The organism is Brevundimonas sp. KH_025 (genome assembly GCF_057839885.1).
In genome coordinates this window covers 964,421-984,254 of sequence record NZ_CM174501.1, presented here as the reverse complement: position 1 = coordinate 984,254, position 19,834 = coordinate 964,421, and the positions used below count along the sequence as shown (strand labels likewise).

At 66.2% G+C, this 19,834-nt stretch carries 14 protein-coding genes; 4 read left to right on the top strand and 10 right to left on the bottom strand.

Features of this window, described 5'->3' with window-relative positions:
• Positions 1-33 precede the first annotated feature (33 nt).
• Both AC3IS2_RS04995 and AC3IS2_RS04990 read right to left on the bottom strand, forming a co-directional pair.
• On the bottom strand, positions 34-1,794 hold the full coding sequence (locus tag AC3IS2_RS04995; RefSeq protein WP_489199546.1) for an SIR2 family protein: 1,761 nt from the start codon (positions 1,792-1,794) through the stop codon (positions 34-36).
• 242 nt (positions 1,795-2,036) lie between these two features.
• Positions 2,037-5,639, bottom strand: a complete 3,603-nt coding sequence (locus tag AC3IS2_RS04990; RefSeq protein ID WP_489199545.1) for an SIR2 family protein — start codon at positions 5,637-5,639, stop codon at positions 2,037-2,039.
• 449 nt (positions 5,640-6,088) lie between these two features.
• Between AC3IS2_RS04990 and AC3IS2_RS04985 the strand changes: the two genes are divergently transcribed.
• The gene (locus tag AC3IS2_RS04985) at positions 6,089-7,441 is read left to right on the top strand and encodes a hypothetical protein (protein ID WP_489199544.1); all 1,353 of its coding nucleotides are present in this window, start codon (positions 6,089-6,091) and stop codon (positions 7,439-7,441) included.
• A 496-nt stretch (positions 7,442-7,937) separates the two neighbouring features.
• On the opposite strand, the gene guaA is transcribed toward AC3IS2_RS04985, so the two are convergent.
• The 5 genes from guaA to guaB form a co-directional block, all read right to left on the bottom strand.
• Positions 7,938-9,500 carry a glutamine-hydrolyzing GMP synthase gene (guaA, locus tag AC3IS2_RS04980; RefSeq protein WP_489199543.1) on the bottom strand — a complete coding sequence of 521 codons (1,563 nt, stop codon included), beginning with the start codon at positions 9,498-9,500 and terminating at the stop codon, positions 7,938-7,940.
• Positions 9,497-10,231 (bottom strand): 5'-methylthioadenosine/S-adenosylhomocysteine nucleosidase, encoded by a 735-nt coding sequence (locus AC3IS2_RS04975; protein WP_489199542.1) that lies wholly within the window; start codon positions 10,229-10,231, stop codon positions 9,497-9,499. The genes guaA and AC3IS2_RS04975 overlap by 4 nt, the downstream gene beginning before the upstream one ends.
• Positions 10,228-11,661: an RsmB/NOP family class I SAM-dependent RNA methyltransferase gene (locus tag AC3IS2_RS04970; protein ID WP_489199541.1), complete on the bottom strand. Its 1,434-nt coding sequence runs from the start codon at positions 11,659-11,661 to the stop codon at positions 10,228-10,230. The genes AC3IS2_RS04975 and AC3IS2_RS04970 overlap by 4 nt, the downstream gene beginning before the upstream one ends.
• 7 nt (positions 11,662-11,668) lie before the next feature.
• Positions 11,669-12,061: an MAPEG family protein gene (locus tag AC3IS2_RS04965; RefSeq protein WP_489199540.1), complete on the bottom strand. Its 393-nt coding sequence runs from the start codon at positions 12,059-12,061 to the stop codon at positions 11,669-11,671.
• Between the two features lie 65 nt (positions 12,062-12,126).
• Complete coding sequence (gene guaB, locus AC3IS2_RS04960) at positions 12,127-13,584, bottom strand: IMP dehydrogenase (protein ID WP_489199539.1); 1,458 nt, start codon at positions 13,582-13,584, stop codon at positions 12,127-12,129.
• Positions 13,585-13,712: 128 nt separating this feature from the next.
• Between guaB and AC3IS2_RS04955 the strand changes: the two genes are divergently transcribed.
• Positions 13,713-14,261: a DUF2061 domain-containing protein gene (locus tag AC3IS2_RS04955; protein WP_489199538.1), complete on the top strand. Its 549-nt coding sequence runs from the start codon at positions 13,713-13,715 to the stop codon at positions 14,259-14,261.
• 197 nt (positions 14,262-14,458) lie between these two features.
• On the opposite strand, the gene AC3IS2_RS04950 is transcribed toward AC3IS2_RS04955, so the two are convergent.
• The gene (locus AC3IS2_RS04950) at positions 14,459-15,181 is read right to left on the bottom strand and encodes an RlmE family RNA methyltransferase (protein ID WP_489199537.1); all 723 of its coding nucleotides are present in this window, start codon (positions 15,179-15,181) and stop codon (positions 14,459-14,461) included.
• 79 nt (positions 15,182-15,260) lie between these two features.
• On the opposite strand from AC3IS2_RS04950, the gene AC3IS2_RS04945 reads away from it, so the two are divergent.
• Positions 15,261-15,725, top strand: coding sequence for a peptidylprolyl isomerase (locus AC3IS2_RS04945; protein ID WP_489199536.1), 465 nt, complete (start codon positions 15,261-15,263; stop codon positions 15,723-15,725).
• A gap of 132 nt (positions 15,726-15,857) precedes the next feature.
• On the opposite strand, the gene AC3IS2_RS04940 is transcribed toward AC3IS2_RS04945, so the two are convergent.
• Entirely contained in the window at positions 15,858-16,406 is a 549-nt protein-coding gene (locus AC3IS2_RS04940) for a hypothetical protein (RefSeq protein WP_489199535.1), read from the bottom strand.
• Positions 16,403-17,362: a M28 family peptidase gene (locus tag AC3IS2_RS04935; RefSeq protein WP_489199534.1), complete on the bottom strand. Its 960-nt coding sequence runs from the start codon at positions 17,360-17,362 to the stop codon at positions 16,403-16,405. The genes AC3IS2_RS04940 and AC3IS2_RS04935 overlap by 4 nt, the downstream gene beginning before the upstream one ends.
• Positions 17,363-17,503: 141 nt before the next feature.
• Here AC3IS2_RS04935 and ligA point away from each other — a divergent pair, with 141 nt between their 5' ends.
• Complete coding sequence (gene ligA, locus AC3IS2_RS04930; protein ID WP_489199533.1) at positions 17,504-19,822, top strand: NAD-dependent DNA ligase LigA; 2,319 nt, start codon at positions 17,504-17,506, stop codon at positions 19,820-19,822.
• Positions 19,823-19,834: the final 12 nt, after the last annotated feature.

Below are 19,834 nucleotides of genomic sequence, written 5' to 3'. Positions count from 1 at the left end.
CAGGCATTCCGATCGGGCGGCGCTGGAGCGAGCTCAGTAGAAGTTGGAGCGGCCAGCCACGGCGTAGACCTCGTCAAGCGCCTTGATCGCCTGGTCCGTTGATGCGAACCACCCGGTCCGCATCAACGGGGCCTGTTGGCCCAAGGTGTCGATCTGCGCCTTCATCTGCTCGTTGAGCTTCTGATGCGTCTCGTGACGCCATCCCCAACAGCCGTAGGGGGCCCAACTTCCCCCGCTGGCGTCAAACGCGCGGTATGCGACTGCGATCAGTATTTCTAGCCGGTCGAACCGCATCGGGAAGCCGTCGTAGTAGTCGTTCTCGATCTCATGGGGAGCTATGAGGGGGCGGAACAGCTGCGAGAGCCAGTCGCTGAGCGGCGTATAGCGTCCCGACCCGAAAAGAGAGCGCAGGTTTCCTCCATCTCGGACCAGCAGGCCCGGGGCCAGCCGGGCGACCGCCGTCGCCGTGTCGCCGCGCTCCGTCGCCAGTCGGGTCGCGGCGAGCGCTCCGAACAGTTCGAAGTTCTCGGCGCCCAATGCGCCGAACCCCACTGCGTAGAAGAAACTGGTCGCAGGATAGGGCCACAGTTCCGACCAGAGGGTGTAGGTGGAGCCGCGAACCGGCTCGCGGCGGCAAAGTCGGTCGAGCACCTCGGCAATGAGCCTCCCATGCTCCGCCCGTCCCCAGCGCCCGAGCGCTAGGCCGAGCGCGCGCAAGGTCTCCATGCTGGCGTCGTAGGCCTTTATCCGGCCCGGGATGGTTTCGTCGCTAGGCGTCGGGCCGACCAAGGAGACGCCGGCGGCGGCCCAGCGTCCGCGCGCATCTTCCACCGCGTCGAGAAGAAGATCGTGCAGACGGATCCGATACCGGTCCTCCACAATGTAGCGTTTTAGGGACGCCACCGCCGCCTCGACAGACAAGGGATGGGGCCGATCCAACGCCCGAAGCGACGCCACTCGATCGTTCAGGTCAGAGAAGAAGCGATCGGCGCCCGGCGTCGGCACCGGCGTGATCAGACGCTCGCGCGCGAGCGCCTCCGCCGCACCCGAAAGTGGCGCGAGCGTCGCCCAGTAGCTTGCGAACCGCCGGTTGGGGGCGCGGGTGATGGCGGATTGCAGGGCCGGATCCCAGGCACCCGACCAGCCGCAGAGTATGAGACCGAAATCGTCGAAGACTCGGTCAAGCAACTGATCCATTTCTGGGGTGTAGGTCTCGAGCTCCTTCACGGTGTTCTTGATGCGAGTGTCGAGATAGTCGCCGTGCACCTTGATCAGGCAGCAGGTCTGATGAACCAGTGGCAGCATGCCCCGCACCTGGTCGGCATTAGCGATCACGACCGGCACAATTCCTCGCGCTTCGAGCGCTTGCTCGAGAAGCCGGTCGAAATTGGTGGTGACGATCACGCGGACATAACCCAGGGCCACGAGTTCGGCGATGGCGTGGTGCGCCGGCGTGGGTGCCTTCAGGCCCTGCTCCCGCTCGTCTGCGTCGGGCTCGAAATAGCGTTTCAGACACTGCTGACGCTCGGCCTGAACCTTAAAAAGCTGGTCGAGGAGATCCGAATAGTCCGGGTCTTGACTGTAGGTCTCCCTGAACCAAGCTTCCGGGTCGGGAAGATTGGAATGACCGGTCGTAGCCGCCAGTTGCCGCACGAGATCGAGCGTGACCTCCCACCCAGTCGGGATGCCTGCCGCTCGCGAGACCCCTGACCCTAATAGAAGCGCATAGGCGCCTTTGTTGGCATGAATGCTGAACGCCAGGGAGACGGCGGGATCAATGGAGGCTGCAGTCATGTCCGGTCGTAAAAGGTTTGGGACGACACCGGAAGACACATTTGGCTGCGTCTCTTAGAGGTTGCGATATCTGGAGAGCCCCAGGAGCGGACAATGAGCCGTGGCCGCAAAGCCGACGTTGGCGGTGTCTATCATCAACAGCTGCGACCGATGTTCCGTTCTCGTCTAGGAAGGTGGCCGTGCGCGTGACGTCGAAATCGATCTGGAAGCTCTCGAGATGCACCCCGCCGCGAAGTGTGAACTCAACCATGATGGGGCGCCCGCTGCTCCAACCACTGGAACCGACGATCGCGGATGAGCGCAGCATCAGCATCCCCGATCTTCGTTAGGACCTTGTCTAGTTCCCAGACCTCGACGTCGCATTCCGGACCGCAGAGCGTCCAGAGGAGCTCCAGCGCCGCCTTAGGATGATCAGAGAGGACCGAAGAACTCGTCAGAAAATGAAGCCCGCCCCACCCGCCTTCCAGCGGCAACAGAAAATGGCGCACCGTGTCCAAGGCCTCGGGGAACGCCGGTCCGGCCGCGACGCACAGCTCCGCCAGCCGTCGAGTGTATGTCGGGTTCTTGTAGGTTCGTTCCTTCGGCCAGACGCCTTCGAAAATCGGACCGATCGCCTGACGCCACGCGTTTTCAGGTTTGCGTCCGCTCTTGAGAACCCACTCTTCCATCACATGAAGCACCGCCTCCAGCACAGAGGGTGCGGCCTGTTTCAGCAGCGCCCGAACCTTGCCCTGGGTGATTGGAGAAGACCCGCGATCGACCGCATGGAGGAAGAGTGGTCGAATGAGCCGGTTGGCGACGTGCGTGGCGATCAGACCGTCCGACCGGCTTTCGCGGACACCGCATAGGATTTCGTCCGCGAGCGCCGTCTCGGCCTTTTCCCCCAGGCGTGCCCATTCGACGAGCACAGCCCTCAACTTCTCGCCCTGACGGTCGTCCCTGGCGATCCAAGGTTTCAAGGTGCGACGGACGCCTTGCGGATCGATGAAGAATAGAAATCCGATCTGGCTGACGCAGGCACCTCGCGCGAGCCATCCCGCCGACGTGTTGGAGCCCATGATCAGGCGCAACCGGCCCCTGTTCGCGGGCGAGATGCGTTTTGACTTCGTTTTGCGGGCGTCGATTTCCGTGACGAGCTGCTCCGCCAGCCGACCGGCCGCTGTGTTGATGACATGATCATAGAATCGATCTGTGGCATCGTCGGACAGGTCCTCGTCGATGCGTTCGCAGGCCCCCCAAAGCCTGTCCCACCATGCATCGGCGGTGGCAAGGCGTGCGCGGCGGGCCTGCTCGAGCAGATAGGCCAGCCCACGCGTCAGGCTCTCGATCAGCCCGTCTTCGGCATCCGTGAGGTGGTCGAATATCTGGCGAATGACAGCCTGGCGCGCCCGTCTGGCCTGAGGCTTTTCCCCTTGGGGTGCCCAGGTCAATGAACCGATCAGGTCGCTCCAGAGCCCCGCATTGTCCACGGTCAGGGGAGCGAGCTTCAAGGCTTCCAGTGCACCTTCGGGATCCGCCGAACAGTAGGCACTCCAATTCTGCTGGGTGTCCGGATCCCATTCGGTTAACGTGGTGCGCGCGAGATCGAGGCGCTTTTCGGGATCACGCATCCTCTTCATCGGCTCTGGATCGCCGCTCACGTAGCGCACGCCGGTCGAATAGGAGGAAAACAGGTCGCTTTCGTCGAAGTCGCCGGAAATGAACGGGCGACGAGCGGCGATGGCCGCCAGTTCGGCGGCACCGTCTTCCGGCAGAACCCCCGCGCGCTTGAGCGCTGAAAGCCGAAGCCAGGCACTCCGGTCGCGAGCCAGCGGCCGCCAGTCCTCCTGCCCCTCCGGCGCGGCGTAGCCTTCCTCGTAGAGCTTTGGAGCTTCGGACAGAATTCGCTGGTTGATCCCGGCGATGAGAACGGAATCGGCGGGGCCGAGTCGTTCGGCTATCGCCAGAATCAGCTCCCGCCGGATCTTCCAAAACTCATCGTTCGACAGGGTAAGGATGGCTTGAGCGACAGCGTCGGCGCTATACAGATCTGTGCGGCGCAAGGCTTGGAGGAACAGCCTGACTCCGACGCGACTCGGCAGCGTGCGCCAGCTTTCGGAAATCACGCGGGCCGCCGCGTGATTTTCTCCTGCCACACACCCCAGCGCCTCGCTGAGCAGTTGGACGAGATAGACGACCCCGTCGTGATGCTTGTTCTGGGCGTGCCGCTCGACGGTGGGGAGGTTGTCATCCAGTCGATCGGTCAGCGCGAAGAAGTCCGCCTCGCTGGCCGAGGCGACCGCGATCCGAAGCTGTTCGGTCGCGATTTCACACAGGCGGATAGGGTCCGCAGCCGCCAGAAGGGCGTCCATCAGATCCATCACGCCGCCCCGGTCATCGACGGTCAGTCTCAGGTGAAAGAAATCGGAGATCCGACTCGCTGGCTTGGCCGACCGACTCGTCCCGGACTCTCGCGGTGATATGGCGATGCGGGGCCGCATCCGCTCGACTCCTAACCGAATGTCACCGTCCGATATCCGGCCCGCCTTGAGCCGCCCCACGATACGATAGCTCTGGAGCTCAGGATCGCGAGGCGGGCGCGCGCTGACGGCGATCAGGCGCCAGGCCCGGAACAGCAGGTCATCTCCGGGCGGCTTCGACGCGATCCGCTGGTCTAGCCGCTCCGCGAACGCTTCGCCGAACCGTTCCAGCCAGCCAGCCGCGCAACCAAGGCGCTCGCGGCTCTCCCAGTCCGAAGCACACCAAGAGGCCAGAACCCATGCCGCATCGGCATCCTCCCACAGCTTCTGCGCGGTGAAATGGTCGAACCATCGGTAGTCGGCCACCGACGGGATGACGACATCCCACAGGTCTCGTTTGCCCCGCACCAGCCAGGCGACGATGTCGAGCTCCAGCCGGGTCGCGTCGGCCAACGGTCGGGCTAGTATCTCTTGAGCCCTTGCACGCCGCCATCGGCGTGGGGTTTCGACAAGCTCGGCGAGAGCCGCCAAGTCGTCCCACAAGACACGAAAGGAATCCTCGCCTTCGGCTTTCTGAAAGCGGAGTGGATGGACCGCGATCGTAGACCAAGGCTCGTCGTCCGCCTCCTCCTTGCTCTTTCCATGAAAGGCGTAGACGTCCTGCAGGTCTGAAAAGCGTTCCCGATCAGACTCGAGAACATTCAAGAAATACCGGACGGGCGCATCGCCGGCCTGATAACCGACCAAGACCAGTGTGCGGCAACGGACGAGATCGAACAGAAAACGGGACGCCCATGCAGATCGCATATAGGCGTCGCCGTACTCCGAGCTCGTCATCACCAGAGCTGACGCCTCTAGGGCGCGATCACCATCGGCGAGACGTCCATGAAGGTGGATAATACCGCAGAAGTCGGCGCCGCCCGGCGGCGGCAGAGCCTGCCCCGCGAGACTGAGGGCTTTGGATGCCCCCGTGCCCTCCTCTTCTTCGTAGGCGCGTTCGAACAGGGTGTCGAAGTTCGTCGTCACCAACGTCGGTCGGCTGAGCAGGTCGCGGGAGAGCCTCACCAGGGTCCGGTGTCTTGCGAGGTCGGGGTCAGTGATCTGAAGCAGATCGTTGACCGCCCGGCCGACGGACTGCGGTCGCGACAATCGCCGCGCCAACGCGCCGAGAACCTCCTCATAGCGCCCTTCATTGAAAGAACGGGTCTCTCCGGGCGTCTTCTCCACGTTCAGCCGGTCGTAGACGTCGTCGACCAGCTGCCGGAAACCCGGCAATTGCGGGCTGCTGACCCCTGCTCCGCACAAGAAGACAACCTTCCCCTCGAGCATGTCGTCGACGAGAGCGTCAGGAAAGCTCGGTCCGTGTTCTGAGAACTGAATGGGCAAGGCGGCCTCAACGGATAGGTCGTAAGGGGCGGGCGTTGGAATCTTGGCGAAAGGTCTGGAGCCTTCGGGCGTCGCCGCACCGATTTCCAGCGAGCCAGCCCCTCGGTGAACCAGACGTCGCCCTATCGAACCAGTGTCCGCGGGGTGAGACTAGCGGTTGCATCGCTATCGGCCTAGCTTCACGCGATCGGTCTCGTCGCATTTTTCGACTCTTGCGCCATAGCCTCGCAGCCGGTCCAACGGCGTTCGGCGGCCGACCTTGGCGAGAACTCTCCGACCGCCTTCGTCGCAAGACATCGGCATCGACGGCAACGCGTCGTCATCATTGAGTCGTGCGGCGCTGGACTGCGTGAACGGTTCAAAAGCGTTCCGACGCTGCGTGGAGACTGGCGTCTTTGCGGTGACCCGGACTACGGTGAAGCTGGAATGACAGCCCACCTCGCGCCTGAATGACAACGCTCGACCTCAAGCCGCTGAAAAAACGCGGCCTCACGATCCTGAGACTGACCGCCGTCGAGTGGCAGGAGTTCCTGGAAGGACGAAAGGGCGGCGCGCGCTTCACCTTGGTGTTTCCGCATGACGTGGCCCGGATCGCCAAGCCGAAGTCGCCGGTGTTGATCGTCATCACTGGCGGGCAGGTGGCGACGGGCGACTGGGATGAGCCGACCACGGTGGAGGCGCATCTGAAACTGGGCTGGATCAGGTCGATTCAGGCCGTGGCGACGCGCGACAGCCGGGTCTCCTTCGACTATGTGCGCCCGATCCAGCCGGGATCCTTGCGCGATCTGGCCGGTCGCAGCCTGCCTGCCCAGCTCAGGCCTCACATCGCGCGGGTGATGAAGACGCGTTCCTCGTTCTCGGGGCTCACGCCGAGGGTCTGCGACTGGCTCATAGATCGGATCGCCGCAAGGGCGGATAACCGCCCCGCCCTGAGCCAGCAGCTGTCGTTGCTGGGCGCACAGCGCGTCTATCGAAACGCGGTCGCACTTCAGGAAGACGCGTTGACCCTGGCCCTCAAGGCGTTCGGAGCCCGTGACGCCACCGCCAGCGAACTGGTTCTGTCACAGCGCCAGACCGCTCTGGCCGGGGCGAGGGTGCAGGAGGACATCGCCATTGAGCATGACGCGCGCTGGATACCGGGTTGGACCCTCAGCGACAGCGATCTCACGGGGCGCGCGGTCTTCACCCAGGGCGAAGACAGGCTCGAGGTGTTCACGGCCAACAAGCAGCCGCTCGAGCGCCTGTTCGGAGTAGATCTGATCTACCTCAACGAACGGCAGCAATCGATCGTGATGGTCCAGTACAAGATGATGGACCTGCAGCCTCGGACATTTCGGACGGTGGACACGCCGTTCGGTCCACGGCGCGAGCAGGACGACAACGAATGGAGCGTGCCGATCAACGCCCAGTTCAGGGCGGAGATCGATCGCATGAACCGGTTCGCCGCGTCGGCCACTGGCTGCGGCCCCTATAGGATGTGCCCGAGCCCCTTCTTCATCAAGCTCGTGCGGCGAAACGGGGCCACCGGGAACGCCGGCATTCTGCTCAGCCTGGATCACCTGCAGCATATGATGGCGAGCGGCGGATTGACCGGCCCCAAGGGCGGTTTGCGCATCTCCTACAAGTCGCTCGCCGGCCAGTACCTTCGCGGGGAAACCTTCGTCGATGTGGTGCGGTCAGGCTATGTCGGCTCCCACACAGCGACGACCGCGCACCTGGAGGCGTTGATCAAGGCGACGCTAGACGGCGGACGCGCCGTGGTCGCCGCCATCGAAAGGGCGATCTCGCCCTCTGACCTGTGAGGGACGGCTCACTTTACAGCGCGACCCAGTCGACCAGCAGAGGATCGACCACGTCGGGCTGCTCCGGGGTGGTGAGGTGGCCGGCGACGGCGACGACCTCCAACCGCGTGTTCGGAATGCCCTAGGGCAGTTCCTCCGCGCGATCCGGCGGGGTGAGTTCGTCCTGATCGCCGACGACGGTCCCGGTCGCAACACCCCTCCTGGGCTGGGGTAAGGCGCGATCTCTGGGGCAATTGGCTAAACACCCGCCGCGAACTCTCCGGGAAAGGTCACGTCTGGCTCCGACCTCGGCTTTAGGAATACGCGGGCCGTGAGCGGGCAGATCCAACCGCCGCTTTGAGTCAAAAACGGACCTCCAGAGCGGCCGCAATCGCTCGCACCCGTAGATCTACTACCGTACGGCTACAGGGTCGCCCTGTCCGAACCCGACCGCTAATGTCGACCTGTCATCAACGAAAATCCTCTCCAGAGGTCGCCCCCGTATGCCCGCCTCCCCTCACTCCCACTCGATGGTGCCGGGGGGCTTCGACGTGACGTCGTAGACGACGCGGTTGACGCCGCGGACTTCGTTGATGATGCGCGTGGCGGTCTTGCCCAGGATGTCCCAGGGGAACTGATAGAAGTCGGCGGTCATGCCGTCGGTCGAGGTGACGGCGCGCAGGGCCAGGACCTTTTCGTAGGTCCGGGCGTCGCCCATGACGCCGACCGTCTTGACCGGCAGCAGGACGGCGAAGGCCTGCCAGATGTCGTCGTAGAGACCGGCTTTCCTGATTTCTTCCAGATAGATGGCGTCCGCATCCTGAAGCGTTGCAACAGCGTCCGGCGTGATCTCGCCGGGAATGCGGATGGCCAGGCCCGGCCCCGGGAAGGGGTGGCGTCCGACGAAGGCGTCGGTCAGACCCAGTTCGCGGCCCAGGGCGCGGACCTCGTCCTTGAACAGTTCGCGCAGCGGCTCGACCAGCTTCAGCTTCATGAAGTCCGGCAGGCCGCCGACATTGTGGTGGCTCTTGATGACGGCCGAGGGGCCGCCCGAGGCCGAGACGCTCTCGATCACGTCGGGATAGAGGGTGCCCTGGGCCAGGAACTCGGCGCCTTCGATCTTGGCGGCCTCGCGGTCGAAGATCTCGATGAAGACGCGGCCGATGGTCTTGCGCTTGGTCTCGGGGTCCGAAATCCCGGCCAGCTCGCCGAGAAATTCCTTCGACGCATCAACGTGCACCAGCGGGATGTTGTAGTGCTCGCGGAACAGTTCCGTGACCTGCTTGGCCTCGTCCTTGCGCAGCAGGCCGGTGTCCACGAAGACGCAGGTCAGCTGATCGCCGATGGCTTCGTGGATCAGGACGGCGGCGACGGACGAGTCCACCCCGCCCGACAAGCCGCAGACCACCTTGGCCGAGCCGACCTGTTCGCGGATCTTGGCGATCTGCTCGTCGCGATAGGCGGCCATGGTCCAGTCGCCGGTCAGGCCGGCGATGCCGTGGGTGAAGTTCTTCAGGATCACGGCGCCGCGCGGGGTGTGCATCACCTCCGGGTGGAACTGCACGCCGTAGATCTTGCGCGCCTCGTCAGCGATGGCGGCGTAGGGCGCGCCTTCCGAGGTAGCGATGACGTGGAAGCCTTCGGGGATGGCGGTGACGCGGTCGCCGTGGCTCATCCACACGGTCTCGCGGTGATCGACCGCGCCGATGCCGGCGAACAGCGGGCTTTCGCGGGTGATGACGATCTCGGCGCGGCCGAACTCGCGATGGTGGCCGCTCTCGACCTTGCCGCCCAGCTCGGCGCAGATGGTCTGTTCGCCGTAGCAGATGCCCAGCACCGGCACGCCGGCCTCGAACAGGGCGTGGTCAGCCTTGGGGCTTTCCGCCTCGGTCGTCGAGGCCGGGCCGCCCGACAGGATGATGGCCTTGGGCGCCACCGTCTTCAGCGCCTCGCCCGCCTTGTTGAACGGGTGGATCTCGCAATAGACGCCGGCTTCGCGCAGGCGGCGCGCGATCAGCTGCGTCACCTGACTGCCGAAATCGACGATGAGGACGGCTTCGTGGGTGTGGGGCGCGGTCATGAGGGCTCAGAATCCGAAGCGGGCGTTGATGGGGCGGGTTCTTGACGGGTGAAGACGTCGGGATCAAGTCGCGAAGCCGGGACATCGGCCAATGCGGCCAGTCCCTGCGTCGTCAGCACCTCGGCCAGACGGTCCCAGGCGGCGGCCAGGTTGGCGTCGACGTGGTGCAGGGTGGAGGTCCAGTCCTCCAGCTTGGTCAGCTCGCTCTTGCCGTCGCTGACGCCGCGCAGGGCGACCAGCGGCACGCCGAACGTCTGCGCGACACGCAACAGGGCGAAGGTCTCCATGTCCACCATCTCGGCGTCGATGGCGTCATAGGCGGCGCCCGAGACGACATTGGCGCCCGTCGACAGGGTCGCGGTCGGCACGCCGGGGATGGGGCAAGGCAGAGGCAGGACGGCGGGCAGGTCCAGCAGAGGCGTCTTGCCCTTCTCGAAGCCCAGCGGACTGGCGTCCATGTCGCGATAGCTGACGGACGAGGCCTGATAGACCGCGGCGTGCTCCAGATCGCGCGATCCGCACGAGCCCAGCGAGACGATCAGGTCCGGCAGGACGTCTTCGGCTTCCAGCCGTGTCAGGGCCGCCGTCAGGGCGATGGCCGCCTCGACCGGGCCGATCCCGGTCATCAGCGGCACGATGCGCGCCTGAAGGGCGGCGCCGTACTCAGCCGGCGCCGCCATGACGGGCAGGACCGTCAGGCCGTAGATTTCTTCGGAACGGCCCTCGCTCACGCCGTCCGCTCATAGACGGCGGCGAAGAAGCCGTCGGTGCCGGTCGAGGCCGGCGACAGGCGCAGGCGATGACCGCCCGCCGCCAGCGCGCCCAGGCGCTCGCGCGCGGCATCGGTCAGGGTCGCGGCGTTCAGGGCCTCGGCCACCGGGACCGGCGCGAACTCGGGGTGGTTTTCCTCGAAGGCGTCCGCCGTGGCTTCGTTCTCGCCGCGCAGCATGGAGCAGGTGACGAAGACCAGACGACCGCCCGGCTTCACCAGGGCCGAGGCGCGGTCCAGAATCTGGACCTGCAGGGCATGAAGGCGCTCGACCTCGGACGGCTTCAGACGCCAGGCGTCCTCGGGACGACGACGCCAGGTGCCGGAACCGCTGCACGGCGCATCGACCAGAACCACGTCGGCCTGACGAACCAGATCCTCGACCCCGCCGCCGTTCTGGCCCAGCAGGCGCAGATCGGCGGTGACGCCGGCGCGGCTCAGGCGCGGACGGATGTTGTCCAGACGCTTCTGCACCACGTCATAGGCGAACAGGCGGATGCTGCTGGTGATCTCGACCGGCTTGGCCTTGGGCTTGGGCTGGGGGGCAGCGCCCTCCCCGTCCCCGCCGACCGGCGACCAGACGGCGACCGGCGCGGCCTCAGCCTGAACCTTGGGCGCCTTGGTCACGACCGGCTGGCCCAGCATGGCCAGACCCAGGGTCTTGCCGCCGCCGCCGGCGCAATAGTCGACCACGGTCATGCCCGGCTCGACGCCCGTCAGCCAGCAGGCGACCTGACTGCCTTCGTCCTGAATTTCGATATGGCCCTGCTTGAAGGCCTCCAGCGCCTGAACATTGGGCGGCGGCTCGGCCGACAGACGCAGGCCCACGGCCGACCAGGGCGTACGCTCGGGCGACAGACCGGCCTCGACCAGCTCCGCCTCGACGCCCGCGACCGTGGTTTTCGCGACGTTGACGCGCAGGTCGATGGGCGCGCGCGGCGCCATCAGTTCGTGGGCTTCCTCGGTCCAGCGGTCGCCGAAGGTGATCTTGAAGTCCTCGACCACGAACTCGGGCAGGCCGGCGGCGACCCAGCCGGGCAGCTCGCCCGGCGCCGAGGTGATGCGGCCGCGCTCCTGCTTCGACAGCGGACGCGGGCCGTAGCCCTCGCCCGAGTGCAGCAGCTCGATCTCGTCCAGCGGCAGGCCGTCGATCAGCGACAGCGAGCCGATGACCAGAGCCCGGCCGTCCTCACGCCCGCCCATGGCCCAGACCAGACGGCCGCGAGCGCGGATGACCTTGTAAACGCGGTCGGCGATGGCGCGACGATCCTTGGACCCCGCATAGCGGTTGGCGGCGCCCCAGGCCTTCAGCACCACCTCGGCCGGCTGGCGGCTGTGGGCGATGCTGTCGAGGACGGAGGCGGCGGCGGCGAGGCGGGCTGCAGGGGTCAATCGGGTCTCAAATGAAAAGGGCCGTCAGGATCATGATCAGTCCCGCAAGCGAGACAGCCCAGACCAGCGACCGGAGATAGGGAAGTCCAGAGGCGTAGAGCGGAACATAGGCTGCTCTGGCCCAGAAATAGAGCGCCGCGCCCCACAGGGTCAGCGCCCCCTCCTGCCCTGTGACATGGGCGATCAGAACGGCGCCGATGAAGAGCGGCAAGGTCTCATAGAGGTTGGTCCGGGCTCTTTCGAGGCGGCCCACGACAAGGTTCTTCGAATTCGGTGTCTGGTCGCGCGAACCCACGCCCCAGGCCAAACCGAACTCCAGATCCTTGACCGCCGCCGGCAGCAGGACCTGCACCAGGGCCAGGATCAGGACAGCGACCAGATAGATCAGTTCAGTCGTCACGCCCTGCCCCTCACTTGTCCGCTCAAAACGAAGCCGCTCCCGGCCGAAACCGGGAGCTGATCAGGTCAGCCCTGACGATAGTTCGGCGCTTCGCGCGTGATCATCACGTCGTGGACATGGCTTTCGCGCAGGCCCGCATTGGTGATGCGCACGAAGCGGGCGCGTTCCTGGAAGTCCTTGATGGTCGCGGCGCCGACATAGCCCATGGAAGCGCGCAGGCCGCCGACCATCTGGTGCAGGACCGGAGAGATCGGACCCTTGTAGGCCGTCTGACCTTCAATGCCTTCGGGGACCAGCTTCTCGGTCGAAACTTCCTTCTGGAAGTAGCGATCGGCCGAGCCGGCGCCCATGGCCCCGACCGAGCCCATGCCGCGATACGACTTGTAGGACCGGCCTTGGTACAGGAAGACCTCGCCGGGGCTCTCGTCCGTGCCGGCGAACATCGAGCCCATCATGGCCACGCTGGCGCCCGCCGCGATGGCCTTGGCTAGGTCGCCCGAATACTTGATGCCGCCGTCGGCGATGACCGGCGAACCGCTGTCGCGAGCCGCGCGGGCGGCGTCCATCACGGCGGTCAGTTGCGGCACGCCGACGCCCGCGACGATGCGGGTGGTGCAGATGCTGCCCGGGCCGATGCCGACCTTCACGGCGTCGGCGCCCGCGTCGATCAGGGCGCGGGTGGCGTCATAGGTGGCGACGTTGCCGGCGATGATCTGCAGGCGGTTGTTCTCGCGCTTGATGCGCTCGACCACCTGGGCCACCGAGGCCGAGTGGCCGTGGGCGGTGTCGATCACCACCACGTCGCAGCCGGCTTCGGCCAGGGCCATGGCCCGCTCATAGCCGGAATCGCCGACCGTCGAGGCGGCGCCGACCAGCAGGCGGCCCTGCTCGTCCTTGGCGGCGTTCGGGAAGGCGTGGGCCTTCTCGATATCCTTCATCGTGATCAGGCCCACCGCGCGATAGGCGTCGTCGACGACGATGACGCGTTCGATCTTGCGGGTGCGCAGCAGGTTCCACGCCTCTTCACGACCGGCGCCTTCGCGCACGGTGATCAGGTCGCCCGTGGTCATCAGGGCCGAGGCCTTGATCGAGGGATCGCTCTCGAAGCGCATATCGCGGTTGGTCAGCATGCCGACCAGCTTGCCCGTCGCCGGATCAACCACCGGGAAGCCGGTGATCTTCTTGCGTTCGACGATCTGGCGAACTTCGCCCAGGGTCGTGTCGGGCGAGACGGTCACCGGGTTGATGACCATGCCGCTTTCATAGCGTTTGACGGTGCGGACCTGCTCGGCCTGCTCCTCGATGGTCATGTTGCGGTGAAGCACGCCCAGGCCGCCGGCCTGCGCCATGGCGATGGCCAAGCGGCTTTCGGTCACTGTATCCATGGCGGACGACAGCAGCGGGATGTTCAGTTTGATGTTGCGCGTCAGCTGGGTCGAGACATCCGCCATCGCTGGCATGATCTCGGACGGGCCGGGTTCGAGCAAAACATCGTCGAAGGTAAGGCCTTCGCGTATCTCCATAGGGAGTCTCCGTTTTGCGGGCCGCGTATAACGCCCCATGCCGGGGAACCGCAACCCCAAGACGGAGCTATGCAGGGAATAAGAGAAATTGCCTTGCACCCTGAGGCGTTCAGACCCAGATATTGCGAATGGTTCGCATATTGATCAGCACCGCCCGCCGCCTCGCGCTCAAGATCGCGAGCTACGGCCTTATGCACCTGATCGTGGCCATCCTCGTGGCCTTCGCCCTGACGCGCGACTGGCGCATCGCCCTGGCCGTCGGCGTGGTCGAGCCGATCTTCCAGACCCTGGCCTATTCCATTCACGACCGGGTCTGGCACCGGGTCGAGCAGCGCCGAATGCTGTCAGGCTTCGAGGAGACCGCCGAGGCCGTCACCGCCCGTCTGGAGCTGATGAACGCCCACGAGCAGAACCGCGCCCACAACCATCACGGCCACAGCCACGCCCTGCCCCGCAGTTTGAAACAGGTGGCGCTGAAGACCGTGACCTATGGGCTCATGCACTTCACTGTCGCGGTCGCCGTCGCCTACGCCCTGACGCGCGACTGGCGCATCGCCCTGGCCATCGGCACGGTCGAGCCCCTGGTGCAGACGGCCTTCTTCACCCTGCACGACCGCATCTGGACACGGATCGAGGCGAACAGGGCGCAGCGGGCGGCCGAAGCGGCCGCCGTCTGACGATCCTCCCCTGCGCAGCGGGGGAGGGGGACCATGCGCAGCATGGTGGAGGGGGCGAGCTTGGGCGCGGCGGCTTGAGGTCTAGCGGACAAAGCAAGCAATATCGAAGGAAGCGGCCACGGCCGCCCCCTCCACCGCCTGCGGCGGTCCCCCTCCCCCGTTGCACGGGGGAGGATTGAGCGTGGAGACCCCTGCCGCTACTTCTTGTTCAGCGCCACCAGGAAGACCTCGGCGCTGCCCTTGCGGCTCGATTCGGGCTTCACGTACTTCACCGTCTCGAACTCTTCGCGCAGCCGCGTCAGGACACCGCCGGCGTCGCCGCCCTGGAAGTTCTTGGACACGAAATTTCCGCCCGGCTTCAGAGTGCGGATGGCGAAGTCGGCGGCGATCTCGATCAGGGCGATGATCTTCAGGTGATCTGTCTGGCGGTGGCCCACGGTGTTGTGCGCCATGTCCGACAGCACCAGATCCGGTCGTCCGCCGATGGCGTCGATCAGTTGCTGGTCCACGCCCGGATGGGTGAAGTCAGCCTGGATCAGGGTCGCACCGGGAATCGGCTCGATCATCAGCAGGTCCACGCCGGCCACCGCCGTCGCCCCGCGATTCAGCGCCACCTGGATCCAGCCGCCCGGCGCCGCGCCCAGGTCGATGACCCGCGAACCCTTCTTGATCAGATGGAATCGGTCGTCGATCTCCAGCAGCTTGAAGGCCGCGCGGCTGCGCCAGCCCTCGGCGCGCGCGCGTTCCGACCACTTGTCCGACAGCTGGCGCTTGATCCAGGCCTGGCTGGACAGCGTCTTCTTGTCGGCGGTCTTGATCTTCTGGCCCATGCCGCGCCCGGCGGCGGTGCCGCCCGTGGGCGGGCGCACCATCCGGCGGCGTTCCGGAGGCTTGTCGGAGGGCTTTTCGTCGTCAGTCATGCTTCCCACATAGCGGTGACAGCGTTCAGCCGCTATGACCCGCGCACAATTCTAGCCTGCACACACCAAGGAGAGCCTGATGGCCGACCAAACCCTGACCTTCACCCTGGACACCGGCGACGGCGAAGAACGCAACGTCGTGATCAAGCTGCGCGACGATCTGGCCCCCGGCCACGTCGCCCGCATCACCGAGCTGGCCTCGGAAGGCTTCTATGACGGCGTCGTCTTCCACCGCGTCATCCCGGGCTTCATGGCCCAGGGCGGCGACCCGACCGGCACCGGCACCTCGGGCTCCAAGAAGCCGAACCTGAAGGCCGAGTTCTCGAAGGAGCCGCACGTCCGCGGCGTCTGCTCGATGGCCCGCACCTCGGATCCCAACAGCGCCAACTCGCAGTTCTTCATCTGCTTCGACGACGCCCGCTTCCTCGACGGCCAGTACACCGTCTGGGGCGAAGTGATCGAAGGCATGGATCACGTCGACGCCCTGCCCAAGGGCGAGCCGCCCCGCGCTCCGGGCAAGATCGTCAAGGCGACCATCGCCTAACGAACTCTCCTCCCCACTCCGTGGGGAGGGGGGCCACGAAGTGGTGGAGGGGCCGCGCCATAAAGCAGCCCCTCCGTCACGGCGCTAACGCGCCGCGCCACCTCCCCATTCTCATGGGGAGGAAAAAGGGGATCAGTCCCCCGCCCACCACCGCATTGACACGTTGTTGAAGGTCCGGTTTCCGACCTTGAGCGTCCCCTTCAGGACGACGCCCCTGTCTCCCAGATTGCGCCGCGCCGTCGACAGCGCGCCCTGGTCGAGCCTTCCATCGAACGACACTGCGCCCAAGCCCCCCGACAGGGCCTGCACGCGCACCCGGTCCTCGGTCACGTCATAGGCCGCCGGGATCAGGCGCAGCCGCCGCCGGTTCCCGGTTTCGAGCGGCGGCCCCGTCATGTCCTCCAACTCGATCATCATCGGCGCAAAGCCGGAGTTTCGCTGCCCGCCCTCCCAGGCGATGAAGTCCGGGACTTGGCCCATGAAGACGTGGTGCAGACGCCAGTTGTCGACCCGCACCTCTTCGGTCGGGACATAGTAGCCCGACACGTCCTCGGGCAGATCATGCTTGAACGCCGCCGCCTTCGACGCCGCCGCGGGTTCAGGCGACTTCGCCGGCCGGTCGCAGGCCGCCAGCGCCATCAGTCCGCTCAGGGCCGCAACGGCCAGCGCGCGCTTTCTCACTGATCCAGCCACTGATCCAGGGCGCGGAAGCCTTCGATCGCCAGTTCGGTCGAGGACTGGAAGGTGGCGGGAACCACCTTGTCGAAGTCATCCGTCGGGCGGTGATAGTCGGCATGATAGTTCACGCCGAAATAGAGGAACGGCAGGCCCGCGCGGTGGAAGGCGGCGTGGTCCGACGCCTCGACCCAGTTGTCCGCGCCCTTGTCCTCGGGCGTGTCCTTGCCGAAGGCCAGGGAGACGGTCCCGCGCGGCGCGATCCGCTCCAGCACCGGGCGGAAATAGGGGTGCTGATAGGTGCCCGTGACCCACAGCTTACCGTCGCCGTCGGCGCGCGCGGTCATGTCGAAATTCAGGTTCATCGAAATCGAGGACAACGGCACCGGCGGCGCCTCGACGAAATGCTTGGCCCCCAGCAGGCTGCGCTCCTCGCCGTCCAGGGCGACGATCAGGACGCTGTGCTCCGGCGGGTTGGCCTTCAGCCGCTTGGCCAGTTCCAGCATGGTGGCCACGCCCGAGGCGTTGTCGTCGGCGCCGTTGTAGATCTGGCCGTTGTTGACACCCACGTGGTCATAGTGGGCCGTGACCACGATGTATTTGTCGGCCACGCGCGTGCCGGGAATGACGCCGATGATGTTGGTCCCGTTGAAGGTCTTGGTCCCCTCGCGCGTGCGGCCCTGCATCTCCCACGGCTGCAGCCGGCCCATCGGCGAGGCCTGGACGCCCAGGGCCTCAAGCCGACCGACGATGTACTCGCGCGCCTTGGCCCCGCCCTCCGATCCCGTGTCGCGCCCCTGCATGTCGTCCGCCGACAGGATGCGCAGGTCGCTCATCATCTGGGTGTAGTCAGCGGGCAAAGCCGCGACCGGCGTCCCGGTCGCTGCGGGCGTCGTGGTCTCGCAGGCGGCCAGCGTCAGGGCGGCGGCGACTGCGGACAGGCTGGCGAGAACAGGACGCATGAAGGGCTCCGGGCAAGTGGGTCGGCGGGACGCTAGCGGGCGTCGCGGCCGACGTCAGATTACGTTTCTGTCATGGACGCTGCGACGCGGCCCCCGCCAGTGCTAGAGAACCTGCCTAACCCAGTCGGCCGCGCGATTCCCATGTTTGAAACTTCCGTCGAAACCCTGAGCGAAGACCAGGCCCGCGAGGAACTGGCGCATCTGGCCGCCGAACTGGCCCGCCACGACGCCCTCTATTACGCCGACGCCGCGCCCGAGATTTCCGACGCCGACTACGACGATCTGAAGCGCCGTGCTCTGGCGATCGAAGCCGCCTTCCCGACCCTGACCAGCCCCGTCTCGCCGTCGCAGCGCGTCGGCGCCCCCGTTTCCAGCCAGTTCGCCGAGGTCCGCCACGGCGTGCCCATGCTGTCGCTGGACAACGCCTTCGACGAGGGCGAGGTGCGCGACTTCGTGGCCCGCATCGCCCGCTTCCTGAAACTGCCGGGCGACGAACCTATCGCCTTCGTCGCCGAGCCCAAGATCGACGGCCTGTCAGCCAGCCTGCGCTATGAAAAGGGCGTTCTGGTCCAGGGCGCCACACGCGGCGACGGCAAGACCGGCGAGGACGTGACCGCCAACCTGCGCACCCTGGCCAGCATCCCGCAGACTCTCAGCGGTTCGGGCTGGCCCGACGTCATCGAGATCCGGGGCGAGGTCTATGCCCCCAACGACGCCTTCGACGCCTTCAACGCCGCCGCCGAAGCGGAAGGCAAGCGCACCTACGCCAACCCCCGCAACTTCGCCGCCGGTTCGCTGCGCCAGAAGGATCCGAAGATCACGGCCCAGCGCCCCCTGACCTTCTTCGCCTACGCCTGGGGCGAGACCTCGGCCCCGTTTGCCGAGACCCAGCACGGCGCGCTGGAGGCCTTCCGCAGTTGGGGCTTCCAGGTCAACGACCGCTCGCGTCAGGTCATCGGCGCGGACGGGCTGATCGACATCTATCGCGGGCTGGAGAGCGACCGCAGCGGCCTCGGCTACGACATCGACGGCGTGGTCTACAAGGTCGACCGGCTGGACTGGCAGCAGCGCCTTGGCTTCATCGCCAGAAGCCCTAGATGGGCCATCGCCCACAAGTTCCCGGCGCAGCAGGCCACGACCGTTCTGGAAGGCATCGACATCCAGGTCGGCCGCACCGGCTCCCTGACCCCGGTCGCCCGCCTGCACCCCGTCACCGTCGGCGGCGTCGTGGTCCGTAACGCCACCTTGCACAACGAGGACGAGATCGCCCGCAAGGACGTGCGCATCGGCGACACCGTCATCCTGCAACGCGCCGGCGACGTCATCCCCCAGATCGTCGGCGTGGTCGAAAACCTGCGCCCCGCAGACGCCGTTTCCTTCGCCTTCCCCCACGTCTGCCCCGTCTGCGGATCAGAGGCCGTGCGCGAGGGCGACGAGGTCAAACGCCGCTGCACCGGCGGCCTGATCTGCGACGCCCAGATCGTCGAGCGCTTAAAGCATTTTGTCAGCCGCCGCGCCTTCGACATTGAAGGACTTGGAGAAAAGCAGCTGATCGCCTTCCACGCGCGCGGCTGGATCAAGGAGCCGGCGGACATCTTCCGCCTCGCCCGCGACGAGCAGAAACTGGCCCTGCTGCGCGCCGAGGACGGCTATGGCGAGACCAGCGTCGGCAACCTGATCGCCGGGATCGACGCCCGCCGCACCATCAGTCTCGACCGCCTGATCTTCGGCCTTGGCGTGCCGGACATAGGCGAGCAGACCTCGCTGGTCCTGTCGCGAGCCTTCGGCAGCTGGACCGCCTTCCGCGACGCCTGCATGGCCGCATCGAACGGTCTGGCCAGCGACGACTGGAAGGCCTTGGCCGCGACCCACGCCATCTCGCCGCGCGTCCTAACCCTGATGGCCGAGGCCCGCCCGCCCGCCGACGATCCCTGGCCCGCCGCGCCGATGGATCAGAAGATCGCCCTCGCCTTCCCCGGCATGGCCGCCCCCGCGCGTCGCTCGCTGGCCGAAATCTCCGGCGGCTGGACCGACCTGACCCGCTGGGCCGCCGTGGCACGCAACGAAGGCCCTTCCGAAATCCTGAACCAGATCGCGGGCGTCTCCGGCGTCGGTCCCGTCGCCGCCGAGGCCCTGGCCCACTTCTTCCACGAACCGCACAACCAGGCCGTCATGGACGCCCTGCTGGCGGAACTGACCCAGGTCGAGGACGTGGCCGCTCCGACGACCGACAGCCCCGTGGCGGGCAAGACGGTCGTCTTCACCGGCTCCCTCGAACGCTTCACCCGCGACGAGGCCAAGGCCCGCGCCGAGAGCCTGGGGGCCAAGGTCTCGGGTTCGGTGTCGAAAAAGACCGACTACGTCGTCGCCGGCCCCGGCGCCGGGTCCAAGCTGAAGGACGCCGAAAAGCACGGCGTGACCGTCCTGACCGAGGACGAGTGGCTGGCCCTTATCGCCTAGATTATGATCGCC